The sequence below is a fragment of the Arthrobacter sp. 10T419 genome, from assembly GCF_056394105.1.
Map to the genome: position 1 here is coordinate 52141 of NZ_JBFTHF010000007.1, position 11676 is coordinate 63816.

The window sequence follows — 11676 nt, forward strand, 5'->3', positions numbered from 1 at the left end:
CCAGTCCACGGGCGGGTTCCGGACTATCTTCGGACGCGCGGTGCGAAGGCAAGCGCGGTCGGGCCCGGAACCGTGGAGGCATGGCTGCCGCGGCCCGGTTGCCAGGGGAGGTTGGAGCCCCCTAAAGCGCGGATACCGCCGACCGGACCGCCTCGGACATGGGTGTTGTGGGCCGGCCGATCAACGTGCGTAGCTGAGTCGTAGTGACGTGAAGGTCTCCTCGAGCGATCCCCAGGTCGGAGTCCGCAAGGATATCGGCGAAGTCCAACGGCACGCCGAATCCTGTCAGCATGGCGGCGTAGTCGGCCGCGGGCAGGTCCTGATATGCGATCGGCTGCCCGCTGGCCTCGGCGATCTCGCCGGCCAGTTCCGCCATAGAGAAGGCGTCGTCGCCGCCGAGTTCGTAGACTTTCCCGGCCTGGTCCTCGGCCAGCAGGGCCGCAGCCGCTGCCTCGGCATAGTCGGCGCGCGCCGCGGCGCTAACCTTGCCGTCGCCGGCGCTTCCGGCGAACACGCCCTGTGCGAGCGTCCCCTGAAGCTGCTCGGTGTAGTTCTCCAGGTACCAGCCGTTGCGCAGGAGCACGTAGGGGAGTCCGGATTGCGCGAGCAGGGCCTCCGTCGCCTGGTGCTCGGCGGCCAGCTTCATGCCCGTGCTGTCCGCATTGGCGATGCTGGTGTAGGCGATCAGTCCGACGCTCTCGGCGACGGCGGCATCGATCACAGCGCGGTGCTGTCGCACCCGCCGGCCGACTTCACTCCCGGAAATCAGCAGCACCTTCGTGGCGCCCTTAAGGGCGTCGGTGACCGTGGCGGCGTCGTCGTAGTCCATGGCCCTAACCTGGAGGCCCCGGCCGGCGAACTCCGCCAGCCGTTCGACGGCACGTCCGGTGGCGACGATCTGCCCTGCGGGGACGCCGCGCTGCAGCAAGGATTCGATTACAAGGCGGCCAAGTTGTCCGGTGGCGCCGGTGACGACGATGCTCATGGGAAATTCCTTTCACGTGTTTGCTCTTCCGGAGTGGACAACCGGCCCGCAGCGGCAAAACTTCCCGGAAGAGAGTACGCACTTTCAGGTAAGGTACATACGTGACGGTTAGTTATGAATCATCCCGGTCCCCGCAGCGTTCGGAGAGCCCCGTATTTCCGGCCGGTTGCGCAAGCCGGACCCTGCTCGACCACGTGACGAGCAAGTGGGGGGTGCTGATTCTGATCGCATTGGCCGACGGGCAGCAGCGCTGGAGCGAATTGCGCCGCCGGGCCGAGGGCATCAGCGAAAAGATGCTGGCGCAGACGCTGAAGACGCTGGAGCGCGACGGCCTGGTGTACCGCGAGGCCCGGCCGACCATTCCGCCGCGGGTGGACTACAGCCTGACGCAGCGGGGCCGGGAACTCACCGACCACCTGCTGCCGCTCTTTGGCTGGGTGCAGGAAAACGCCGAGGAAATCATCGGCCAGTAGTGGGGCCCTGGCGCCCAGCTACCAGTTCTGTGGATCGTTCATGCTGCAGCCCTGGCTGCTGCACTGCCTCGCGTTGACCTGCCAGTCCGGCTGGCGCGCCGCCACGGGACGTACGTCTTTCCAGATCGGAACCACCCGTGAACCGCACGCCGGGCAGGGCGGCTCCATATGAGCGCGTCGTTGCGCTTTGTTCATGCTTCCCCCAAAAAAACTCCGATACCTACATCCAAATTTAGCCATAATTCCATCGAAGTTACAAACACCTTAGGAGCGTTCGGCCCAGTCCAGGACCCGCATGGCCCGCAGGGTGTTCCAGCGGCTCGGGCGGCCGTCACCCTCGTCCAGCGGAAAGTGGATCCGCCCCGGATGGCTGTTCTCCAGGTGCCAGGTCCCGTCGGGCTGCCGCTTGGACCGCACCACGCCCACTGCCTCGGCCGTCCGCTCATCCACGGCAGCCCCGGCGGCCCGGAAGTAGTCCAGGCCGCGGAGCACGTCGTAGTGCCAACGGACCGGGTGGGAGAACTGCAGCCACGCCGGGTCGATCAACCCGCCGGTGCTCTTGCGGCGGAGGAGGCCGCGTTCGAGCAGGTATTCCTCGCCGCGCCGCCGCGCCGCGGTGACTTCGGGAGTGCCGCCGGTTGCATGCCCGTACTCCAGCAGCCCTTCCAGGACGTTGATGGTGGTGTCGAAGGAGGATCGCGTGGACCCGCGTTCCGCCTCACAGTTCCAGCCGCCGTCGTCGAGCTGTTCCCCCAGCAACCGCGTCACGACGCCATCGACGTCCTCGCCGAAGTAGGCACCGAGCGCGACGGTCATCCCATTGATGCAGGGCTCCACTTCGCCCTCGAAGAACGGCTGGCCGGCTTCCTCCCAGCGGCTGTTCTGCCGGACACGCGCGACGGCGTTGCGCGCTGCCTCGCTGCCGGGGTCGAGCCCGAACTCGCGGAGCAGCAGCAGGCTGTAGGTCGTCGCGGTCCAGGGCTGGCCCGGCTCGGATTCATCGAATGGCGCCGGGAAGTACGCGCCGCCGTCCCACTGCCCGTCGTCGGCCTGCAGCCCGAGCAGGCGGGCGCCCCACCCCTGCGCAGCGACGCGGGCCCGCTCGGCGGACAGTTCGTCCGCGCCCGCGCCCGTCAAGTCGCGCAGGGCCTGCCAGCGGATGGCGGGGTCGGAATCGAGCAGCCAGTCGAGGACGTCCATCCGGACAAGCTAGCACCACCTTCATCCGGCGGGGAAGGAACCCGGCGGGGCCCTCAGTCTCCGTCGTCGTTGGACAGCCGGCGGAAATCCCTGGACAGGTAGAGCGCCAGCGCCGCCGAATTTCCGCTGTCCACCGTGACCGCCACCCGGGTGCGGCCCAAGGCATGCAGGGTGTGCAGGCAGTGGCCAAGCAGTTCCTCCGCCAGACCCTGCCGGCGATGGTCGGGGTGGGTAAAGAGTTCGGCGATCTCGCTGTCCCAGTCGCCCTCGCTGCCCGGGGCCGGCTCGGTGACGATGATGGCGGCCGCAAGTTGTCCGTCGGGGGCTGCTTTGACCGCGGATGCCTCCGGAACGTGCCGGCCGTGGGCTCCACCGAGCAGGGCGTCGATCCAGCCGACGGCGCGGTCCTCGGGCTGCGGCAGGCCGTTCGCATAGGAGTCCCGGTACATTACGGACAGCTCAGGGAGGTCGGCTGCCTGGATGGGCCGTATCGCGGTGCCCGGGCGGGCGCCCTCGCGTGGGCCGGTGGCCGCGGTCAGGATGATTAGGGGATTCACGGCAGCCCTGCTCTCTCTAGCAACCTCTTATAACGAGACACCCTTTGGGAGTCCCCTCCAGCTTGCACCCGCTTTATTGCGGCGGCGTTTCCGGATGGTGATATCCGGACGACGGGAAGGCCGTCGGAAGGTGAACAGTTCCTTTCCGGTCGGGTTACCCTGCTTGGCCGACGACGGCGGTGACGAAGCCGGCCGGCGCGCCCCGCCGTCGGGTCTCTTTGCCGAAATTTCGGTGTTCCTCCATGGCAAGGCCGAAGGGCCGGAGGAACTCCACGGCGCGATCCCGTGCCGGGGGAGTGTTGTCGATTCCGAAGTCGAGGGGCTCGCCGGCAAAGGGGCGAAATAGTCGAAACTGACCACACTGCCGGCGGCTCCACCGCCGATCCGGCGGAGCGTCGCCTCGACGGAAGCGCGGTCCAGGTACATGGTCACAGGCTCCCAGAGGAAGAACGCCGGCCGGTCGGGGTCGAAACCGGCGGCCAGGAGCTTGCTCCACCAATCCTGCGTCCGGAGGTCGGCGGCGACGTAGCTCGCCAGCTGTGTGGACAGTCCGGCACGCTTCAGCATGCCGAGCTTGAAGGCCTGGGTCAGGGGCTTGTCCACCTCGAAGCAGCGCACGTGGTCGGCTCCGGAGAACCGGAAGGCGCGGGTGTCGAAGCCCGCCCCGAGGATGACCAGCTGGCCCACGCCGGGAAGATGGCGCTGGAGGGCAGCATCAAAAAAGCTCGTCCGTGCCGAATCCTGGTGCCTCAACGGCGCCTCGCCCTCGTAGGGGTAGCGGTAGACCCTGGGAACGTAGCCGGTCGCACCGTGGGCGGCGATCGTTGGGGCCGCGACCAGGCTGAAACCCGTCCGGGAAACGTTGGGCATGACCATCATGAGCCGCTCGGCCGGCTCATCATCCCTGGTGCCCAGCCGGTGCTGCATGAACCGCGTGTGGAGAGAGGCCAGGAGGGTGGCCGAGACTCCGGTCCGCCGGCTGTAGACCAGCAGCTTGGGCAGTGCCCAGAGGTAGCCCGCTGTCCCCGCCGGGAACAGCGCCAGCTGGATCACCCGGAACAGGGCCGCCGCCGCAGGTCCCTGTGCCGGTCGCCGAGGCGGGGCCGGGTGCGGGCCGTTGGGCGCTCCCTGCCGGACCCTCAGACGTAGGTGCCGGCCGAGGGTGTCGCGGAGTGTCTCAAACTTGCCAAGCTGGATCATGGCGGGCCTCCCTGATGTGCCCGACATCTTCCTCCCACGGGCCGTAACCGGCAAGGGGTGGCGGTTCCGGGGCGTGCAGCGGGTGATGGCTGAACCGCTGCCGGGGCGGGTTTCCGCGGCGGAAACCGCCTGGTGATACGGAAACGGTCCGGCGCTACGGGAATCCCCATAGCGCCGGACCGTTTGCGCGTCGTACGTCCGGAACCGCAGCGCGGAAAAGCTCCCCGGAACTAGACCAGGGTCGCGGTGTCGATCACGAAGCGGTAGCGCACGTCGGAAGCCAGCACGCGCTCGTAGGCCTCGTTGATCTTCTCGGCCGGGATGACCTCGATCTCGGCGCCGAGGTGGTGTTCGGCGCAGAAGTCCAGCATCTCCTGGGTCTGGCGGATGCCGCCGATCATCGAGCCGGCGAAGGAGCGACGGCCGCCGATCAGGGCGAACGCGTTGACCGGCAGCGGCTCGGCCGGGGCGCCCACGTTGACCATGGTGCCGTCGAGGCGCAGCAACTGCAGGTAGGAGCTGATGTCGATCGAGGCGCTCACGGTGTTGATGATCAGGTCAAAGGTGCCGGCGAGCTCGGTGAAGGTATTCTCGTCGCTCGTGGCGAAGTAGTGGTCCGCGCCGAGGCGCAAGCCGTCTTCCTGCTTCTTGAGGGACTGCGAGAGGACCGTGACCTCGGCGCCCATGGCGTGGGCGATCTTGACAGCCATGTGTCCAAGCCCGCCGAGCCCGACGACGGCGACCTTCTTGCCGGGGCCGGCGTTCCAGTGGCGCAGCGGCGAGTAGGTGGTGATGCCGGCGCACAGCAGGGGAGCGGCGACGTCGAGCTCGATGCCCTCGGGGATCCTCACCACGAAGTCTTCGGTCACGACGACGTGGGTGGAATAGCCGCCCTGGGTGATCGTGCCGTCGCGGTCCACGGCGCCGTAGGTGCCGGTGTTGCCCTTGAGGCAGTACTGTTCCTCGCCGGCCTGGCAGTTGGCGCACTCGCCGCAGGAGTTCACCATGCAGCCGACGCCGACGCGGTCACCGACGGCGTGCTTGGTGACGGCCGAGCCGACCTCGGTCACGATGCCGGCGATCTCATGGCCGGGAGCGAGCGGGTAGGACTGCGGTCCCCAGTCGCCGCGGACCGTGTGGATGTCCGAGTGGCAGATCCCGGCGAACTTGATCTCGATCAGGACGTCGTGCGGGCCGACGTCGCGGCGCTCGATGGTGGTGGGGACGAGGTCCTCCGTGGCGGACGGGGCGGCGTAAGCGTTTACAGTAAGCATTCTTCTCCAGTAAGAGTCGGTTCGAAAGTCGCGGTCGTGGGGGAGAGGAGTAGGTTCAGGGGCTTGGGGGGCGCCTCTGAACCTGCCGGCCCACGATGGCGCTGTGGCCGGACGGCATGCCGTCCGGGGCCACAGTATGAGCCAACACCCTGCCGGGGTGGATTGTTCCGAAGCGGGACACTTTTTCTGGTCCAGCTCTTGTCGCAGCTCCGGAAAGGGACTGCTCCAGCGGCGAGGCGCTGGCTCACGGTTCCATTCAACTGCCTGCCGCGGCGGCGGGGGAGTCCCTGCTGGTACAGGTACTGGCAGGGCCTCCCTCCCCGGCGCTGCTAGCCGGCCATGCCGGGGTGCACGCGGACGAATTCGATCTTGTTGCCCGGATCGACTCTCTTTTTGGGCGCACGGGAAAAGCCCTTGGCGTCCAAGTGGTTCTGCGCGCGGTACTCGGCGAGTGCGTCGTCGTAGGCCGTGTTCAGCTGCCGGCCGGTGACTTCTTCGGTGGAGCCGTCGGCGAAGGTGATGGTGATGGGCGTGCTGGCGGGGAAGTGCCGGTTCATCCGGATGAAGCCCTCGGCGTCCTGCTGGAGATTAATCAATGGGGTGCCACCTTTGTGATTGAGAAGTTCCAGTCTTCCGTAGTTTCCCCTCCCTCCGCGCCGCAGCCTAGGCGTTGAAGCCGATACAGGGCGGGCCGGGCAGGCAGGATGGGCCCGCAGAACTGCCGCCAGGCGCGGCGGGGGACAATGGAGGAGTGACTCCAACGCCCACCGCTCCCAACCTGGCGGACAAGCCCTTCGATCTCGGCTCCATTGGAACCGGTCTGGTCTTTGCCGCTTCCCTGGGCAAGCTCGCGGAGGCCCTGCAGGCGGGATCCCCGGCGGGCACGGCGGTGGTCGAGGCGCCTCCGGGTACGGGCAAGACCACCCTGGTGCCGCCGCTGCTGGCCAACCTTGCCCACGGCGCCGGTGTGCGCGCCCCCCGCATCGTGGTGACCCAGCCGCGCCGCGTCGCCGCGCGTTCCGCGGCCCGGCGCCTCGCCGCTTTGGACGGCAGCCCGCTGGGCGGGCGCGTCGGCTACACGGTCCGCGGCGACCGCCAGGCCGGCCCCGGCACCTGGATCGAGTTCGTCACTCCAGGCATCCTGCTGCGCCGCCTCCTCGCCGATCCCGGGCTGGAGGGCACCGATGCGGTGGTGCTCGATGAGGTCCACGAACGGGGACTGGAGACCGACCTGCTGCTCGGCATGCTCGCCGAGGTCCGCCATCTGCGCGGGGACCTCACGCTCGTCGCCATGTCAGCCACCCTGGACGCGCCGCGCTTCGCCGCCCTGCTGGGGGACACGACGCCGCCGTCGGACACCTTGCCGGAGGGGCGCGGCGCAGGGGCCGGCGGGCACGACGGCGGCGGCGCGGCTCCCGTTGTGGGCTGTCCTTCCGCGCTGTACCCGCTCGAGGTCCAGTGGACGCCCGCGCCGGCCGCCCGCCTGGACGCCCGGGGAGTGACGCGCGCGTTCCTGGACCATGTGGCGGATACGGCCGCTGACGCCCACGCCGCGGCGCTCGCCGCCGGAGAGGACATAGATGCCCTGGTCTTCGTCCCGGGTGCGCGGGAGGTCTCCCACGTCGCCGCCCGGCTGCGCGGCCGGGTGACGGCAGAGGTGCTGGAGCTGCACGGCCAGGTGGGCCCGGCCACTCAGGACCGGGCCGTATCCGGCCGCAGCCCCGGCGAACCCGCTCGGATCATCGTCTCCACCGCGCTCGCCGAGTCCTCCCTGACGGTGCCGGGCGTACGCCTGGTGGTCGATTCCGGCCTCTCCCGCGAACCGCGGCGGGACGCGGGGCGCGGCATGACGGGCCTGGTGACCGTGTCCTGTTCCCGGGCCTCCGCTGAACAGCGCGCCGGCCGGGCCGCCCGGCTGGGCCCCGGACGCGTGGTCCGCTGCTATGACCAGAAGAGCTACGGAGCCGCCCCTGCCCATCAGACCCCGGAGATTGTCGTCGCCGACCTGACGGGCGCAGCCCTGGTGCTGGCCTGTTGGGGCTCGCCGGGCGGCAGCGGGCTGGCACTCCCGGACGCCCCGCCCAAGGCTGCGATGGACGAGGCCGTTGAAGTGCTGCGCGAACTCGGCGCGGTGGGACCCGCGGGCCTGGCCACGGAGCTCGGCAAGACGCTGGCCCGGATTCCGGCGGATCCGCGGCTCGCCCGCGCCCTGCTGGACGGCGCCGCCGCCGTGGGGCACCGCACCGCGGCAGAGGCCGTCGCCGTCGTCGCCGGCGGACAACGCGCCCCCGGCGCCGACCTGCCCGGACTACTGAGCGCCCTGCGCTCCGGCAACGACCCGGGGTCCCGTCGCTGGGCGGACGACGTCCGGCGGATGGAGGCCATTGCCCGCCAGCCGCAGTCCGGCAGCGTGGCGTCGCTGCCGACGGCGCCCGCAGCCGGCACGGACGGCACCGGATTCGTCGTCGCCCTCGCGTTCCCGGACCGGGTGGCGCGCCGGGTCCCGGGACCGGACGAGCGCTACTTGCTGTCCTCCGGAACCCGGGCCGGGCTCCCGGGCGGCAGCCGCCTGGCCGGCCACGAGTGGCTCGCCGTTGCCGAGGTTTCGCGCGCCGACGGGAAAGACGCGGCCGGAACCGGCGCGGTCATCCGGTCCGCCGCGCCGCTGACGGCGGAGGCCGCGGAGGCCGCCGCGCGGCATTTGCTCAGCGACACCGTGGAGGCAGGATTCGCCCAGGGCCGGGTCACCGCCCGCCGGGAACGCCGCCTGGGCGCGATCATGCTCTCCTCGACGCCGGTGCGTCCGTCCGCGGCGGAAGGCCGCGCCGCGGTGGCCCGCGCCCTGGCGCAGGCAGGGCTGCAGACGATCGGCTGGTCGGCGGCGGCGGACGCCTTGCGCCGGCGCCTGGCCCTGCTGCACCGCGAACTGGGCGAACCCTGGCCGGACATGTCAGAGCCCGCCCTGCTGGCCCGGCTGGACGAGTGGCTGGCGCCGGAGCTCGAGGCCCTGGCCGCCGGTGCCGCAACGAGCGGCATCGGCCTCGCCGAACCGTTGCGGCGGCTGCTGCCCTGGCCCGAAGCGGGACGGCTGGGGGAGTTGGCTCCGGAGGCGCTGGAGGTACCCAGCGGCTCGCGGGTGCGGATCGATTACCCCGAGGCGGATGACGACGGCGGCCGGCCGGTGGTCGCGGTCAAGCTGCAGGAGTGCTTCGGCTGGGATCAGACGCCGCGGCTGGTGGATGGCCGCGTGCCGGTGTTGTTCCACCTGCTCTCGCCTGCCAGACGGCCGCTCGCGGTGACCGACGATCTGGCATCCTTCTGGTCCGGGCCCTACGCGCAGGTCCGGGCGGAGATGCGCGGCCGCTACCCGAAGCATCCCTGGCCTGAGGATCCCTGGACGGCACCCGCGACGGCCAGGGTCAAGAGCAGGATGTGACGGCCGGGGCCGACCCCCGCAGCTCCGTCAAGCCCCGGGAAGACCGGGTTCATACGTCCCGGCGTTCCACTCCTGTCCTTGCGGGTCCAGCACCCGTGCCAGCACTGCACCGCCGAGGCGGACTTCCGCATGGACGACCCGGCCCCCGGCCCCGTCCTCGCGGCGGACGACCTCAAACCCGAGCCGCTCCATCCAGTCCAGCGCGGCAGGGGCATCCTGGTAGCTGAGGTAGGCGAAAAGCTTCGTCATCATGAGCGGATGCTAGTCCCGGGGCCCGCCGGTGGGCACCCTTGCTACCCGGCCTCGGCGCCCTCCCAGGCAACGTGGACCCAGCGCTGGCCCTCGCCGTCCCAGGATTCCGAATGGCCCAGCAGGGCCAGGTCCTGGAAGCTGACCTCGATCCCGTCGCGCTGAAGTTCGTCGCGGAGTTCGTGGGTGGCCTCCCGGACCGCTGTTGCCACTGCCTCGGGATTGCTGGATTCGACGCGCCGGGACGCTTCATATGGTTTGCTCATGGGCACCATCATTCAGCCTCGGAGCCGTTATGGGAACCATTGCCCGCAACCGGAACAACTGGGGATCAGCTGCCGATCAGCCGTTCGCCGTTGAACCAGCACACCGCCCGCAGCCAGTCGTCGTCGAGCCGTGGCTCCTTGTCGCGGAGCCGTTCGAGTGCCTCAAGCTGGTGCGCGTAGGGGTACGGGATGTTCGGGAAGTCGCTGCCGAGCACGATCCGGTCCGCAAATTCCGAGAGCCTCGGCAGCAGCCTGGCCGGGAACGGGGCCACCTCTTCAAAAAAGTCGGTAAACGCCATCGTGGTGTCGAGGTGGACGCGCGGGAACTTTTCGGCCAGGGCAAGGAATTCCCCGTATTCCGGCGTGCCCAGATGCGCGACGACGGCGGTGAGCCCGGGATGCCGGCGCAGCACGCCCTCAAGCTTGTCCGGGCCGGTGAACCCGGCCCTCGGCACCGGGCCGCTGCCCACATGCACCACCACGGGAACGGCCGCGTCCGCGAGGAGTCCCCAGACCGGGTCCAGGACCGGCTCGCGCAGGTCGAAACCGCCCACCTGGGCGTGGATCTTGAAGACGCGCGCGCCGCGGTGGAGGGCAGACTCGACCTGCCCCAGCACGCCGTCCTCCGGGTAGAACGTGGCGCTGGGCACGCAGTCCGGCTCAGCCGAGGCGAGGTCCAGGGCAAAGTCCGTGAGGTCCGCCGCCATCCCGGGCCGGTGCGCGTAGGTAAGGGCGGTGAAGCGTCGGACCCCCAATTGCCGGAGCCGGGCCAACCTGCTGTCCTGGTCCGTGCGGTAGGTGATCGGCCAGGGCCTGCCCACCAGCGGTCCGGCCTCATCGAAATGCGCCCAGACCCGCCGCAGCATCCGCTCGGGGAGGAAATGCGTGTGGATGTCGATCAGCCCCGGCAACCCCAGCCGCTGCCACCACGCGGGGACGTCGCCGTCGCCCAGTGATCCCGGCCGGCCGGTGCGGGTGCCCGGCACCTCCGTCCCTTTCACCGGGCGCCCTCGGAGGCCGGGTCGGCGCTGTGCAGCCGGATGAAATCCGCCACCGCGGCCGCAAGGCCCGCCCCGATCTCTTCCGGCGACCGCTTCGCCCCGGCCACGGCGAAGGTATGGTCCCCGCCCTCACGCCACTGCAGCGTCGCGGCCGGGCCGAGGCGCTCCACCACGGACTCCAGCAGCCCGCGGGTGGCGAAGGTGTCCCTGGTGCCCTGGAGGAACAGCATCGGCACGGTGAGCCCGTAGAGGTGTCCGTCACGCAGTTTCTCCGGTTTGCCCGGCGGATGCAGCGGATAGCCGAGGTACACCAGACCGGCCGCGGGCATGCCCTCCGCGACCGCCATCGACGCCATCCGGCCGCCGAAGGACTTCCCGGCGGCCCAGAGCGGTTCGCCCTCGGAACGGGCAGCGGCCGCGGCCATCGCCGCCCGCCAGGCCGCGATGGCCACCGGCGGCCGGTCCGGGAACTTCCGGCCCGCCTCGCGGTACGGGAAGTTGAACCGCAGCGTTGCGACGCCGTCGTCGTTCAAGGTCGCGGTGAAACCCCGAAGGAACGGGTGCTCCATCCCGGCCCCTGCGCCGTGGGCGACGACAAGAGTCGCGGCGGGTCTCGGCGGCCTGGCGTAGATCCCGGATACTGCCGTGCCGTCGACGTCGATGGTCAGCGGGAGTTCAGCGGCGGCCATGCAGGAGTCCCCGCAGTGACACAGCCCGCAGCATCAAACCAACAGCGCAGACCACCGGTGCCAGGCCGAGCAGCACCGCGACCGGGTTGGGCCGGAACACGACGCGGCCGCCCCGGCTGCGGGCATAAACGCCAAGCGGCAGGACGAAGCCGCCGCCCCCGCCGCCGGACCCCGCGGGAGCGTCCTCGGAGGCCGGGGCGCTCCCGCCGCCGAACCCGAACGACACCAGCGCCACGGGGATCAGTTCCTCGCCGTCGAGCTGCACGGGAGCGCCGTACGCCCGGGACACCCCCACGTTCTTGAACGCGTCCACGAGGGACGAAAATGCCTCAGCCATGTCTGCCAC

Annotated in this window: 14 protein-coding genes; 3 read left to right on the top strand and 11 right to left on the bottom strand. The window is 70.2% G+C overall.

Annotated elements, in window-relative coordinates:
- Positions 1 to 121: 121 nt before the first annotated feature.
- Positions 122 to 985 carry an SDR family oxidoreductase gene (locus AC1DBD_RS12565; RefSeq protein WP_476982239.1) on the bottom strand — a complete coding sequence of 288 codons (864 nt, stop codon included), beginning with the start codon at positions 983 to 985 and terminating at the stop codon, positions 122 to 124.
- A 101-nt stretch (positions 986 to 1086) separates the two neighbouring features.
- On the opposite strand from AC1DBD_RS12565, the gene AC1DBD_RS12570 reads away from it, so the two are divergent.
- Together AC1DBD_RS12570 and AC1DBD_RS12575 are read left to right on the top strand one after the other, a co-directional pair.
- Positions 1087 to 1458, top strand: coding sequence for a winged helix-turn-helix transcriptional regulator (locus AC1DBD_RS12570; protein WP_476982240.1), 372 nt, complete (start codon positions 1087 to 1089; stop codon positions 1456 to 1458).
- 40 nt (positions 1459 to 1498) lie between these two features.
- Positions 1499 to 1630: a hypothetical protein gene (locus AC1DBD_RS12575; RefSeq protein ID WP_441418624.1), complete on the top strand. Its 132-nt coding sequence runs from the start codon at positions 1499 to 1501 to the stop codon at positions 1628 to 1630.
- 92 nt (positions 1631 to 1722) lie between these two features.
- Here AC1DBD_RS12575 and AC1DBD_RS12580 read toward each other — a convergent pair whose 3' ends face one another.
- From AC1DBD_RS12580 to AC1DBD_RS12600, 5 genes are all read right to left on the bottom strand, one after another.
- Positions 1723 to 2658 carry a prenyltransferase/squalene oxidase repeat-containing protein gene (locus tag AC1DBD_RS12580; RefSeq protein WP_476982241.1) on the bottom strand — a complete coding sequence of 312 codons (936 nt, stop codon included), beginning with the start codon at positions 2656 to 2658 and terminating at the stop codon, positions 1723 to 1725.
- Positions 2659 to 2711: 53 nt separating this feature from the next.
- On the bottom strand, positions 2712 to 3215 hold the full coding sequence (locus tag AC1DBD_RS12585; RefSeq protein WP_476982242.1) for an N-acetyltransferase family protein: 504 nt from the start codon (positions 3213 to 3215) through the stop codon (positions 2712 to 2714).
- Positions 3216 to 3242: 27 nt separating this feature from the next.
- A complete protein-coding gene (locus AC1DBD_RS12590) occupies positions 3243 to 4415 on the bottom strand; it encodes a class I SAM-dependent methyltransferase (RefSeq protein ID WP_476982243.1) in 1173 nt (390 codons plus the stop codon).
- A gap of 230 nt (positions 4416 to 4645) precedes the next feature.
- Entirely contained in the window at positions 4646 to 5689 is a 1044-nt protein-coding gene (locus tag AC1DBD_RS12595; protein WP_175322614.1) for an NAD(P)-dependent alcohol dehydrogenase, read from the bottom strand.
- A 329-nt stretch (positions 5690 to 6018) separates the two neighbouring features.
- Positions 6019 to 6285: a hypothetical protein gene (locus AC1DBD_RS12600; RefSeq protein ID WP_476982244.1), complete on the bottom strand. Its 267-nt coding sequence runs from the start codon at positions 6283 to 6285 to the stop codon at positions 6019 to 6021.
- A 155-nt stretch (positions 6286 to 6440) separates the two neighbouring features.
- On the opposite strand from AC1DBD_RS12600, the gene AC1DBD_RS12605 reads away from it, so the two are divergent.
- Positions 6441 to 9125 (top strand): ATP-dependent RNA helicase, encoded by a 2685-nt coding sequence (locus AC1DBD_RS12605; protein WP_476982245.1) that lies wholly within the window; start codon positions 6441 to 6443, stop codon positions 9123 to 9125.
- Positions 9126 to 9152: 27 nt separating this feature from the next.
- On the opposite strand, the gene AC1DBD_RS12610 is transcribed toward AC1DBD_RS12605, so the two are convergent.
- The 5 genes from AC1DBD_RS12610 to AC1DBD_RS12630 form a co-directional block, all read right to left on the bottom strand.
- The gene (locus AC1DBD_RS12610) at positions 9153 to 9377 is read right to left on the bottom strand and encodes a VOC family protein (RefSeq protein WP_476909427.1); all 225 of its coding nucleotides are present in this window, start codon (positions 9375 to 9377) and stop codon (positions 9153 to 9155) included.
- Positions 9378 to 9418: 41 nt separating this feature from the next.
- Positions 9419 to 9640, bottom strand: coding sequence for a hypothetical protein (locus tag AC1DBD_RS12615; protein ID WP_441418631.1), 222 nt, complete (start codon positions 9638 to 9640; stop codon positions 9419 to 9421).
- 65 nt (positions 9641 to 9705) lie between these two features.
- Positions 9706 to 10641, bottom strand: coding sequence for an amidohydrolase family protein (locus AC1DBD_RS12620; protein WP_476909426.1), 936 nt, complete (start codon positions 10639 to 10641; stop codon positions 9706 to 9708).
- Positions 10638 to 11330, bottom strand: a complete 693-nt coding sequence (locus tag AC1DBD_RS12625; protein ID WP_476926156.1) for an alpha/beta hydrolase family protein — start codon at positions 11328 to 11330, stop codon at positions 10638 to 10640. Before AC1DBD_RS12625 ends, AC1DBD_RS12620 begins: the two co-directional genes overlap by 4 nt.
- The gene (locus AC1DBD_RS12630; RefSeq protein WP_441418634.1) at positions 11317 to 11667 is read right to left on the bottom strand and encodes a hypothetical protein; all 351 of its coding nucleotides are present in this window, start codon (positions 11665 to 11667) and stop codon (positions 11317 to 11319) included. Before AC1DBD_RS12630 ends, AC1DBD_RS12625 begins: the two co-directional genes overlap by 14 nt.
- Positions 11668 to 11676 lie beyond the last annotated feature (9 nt).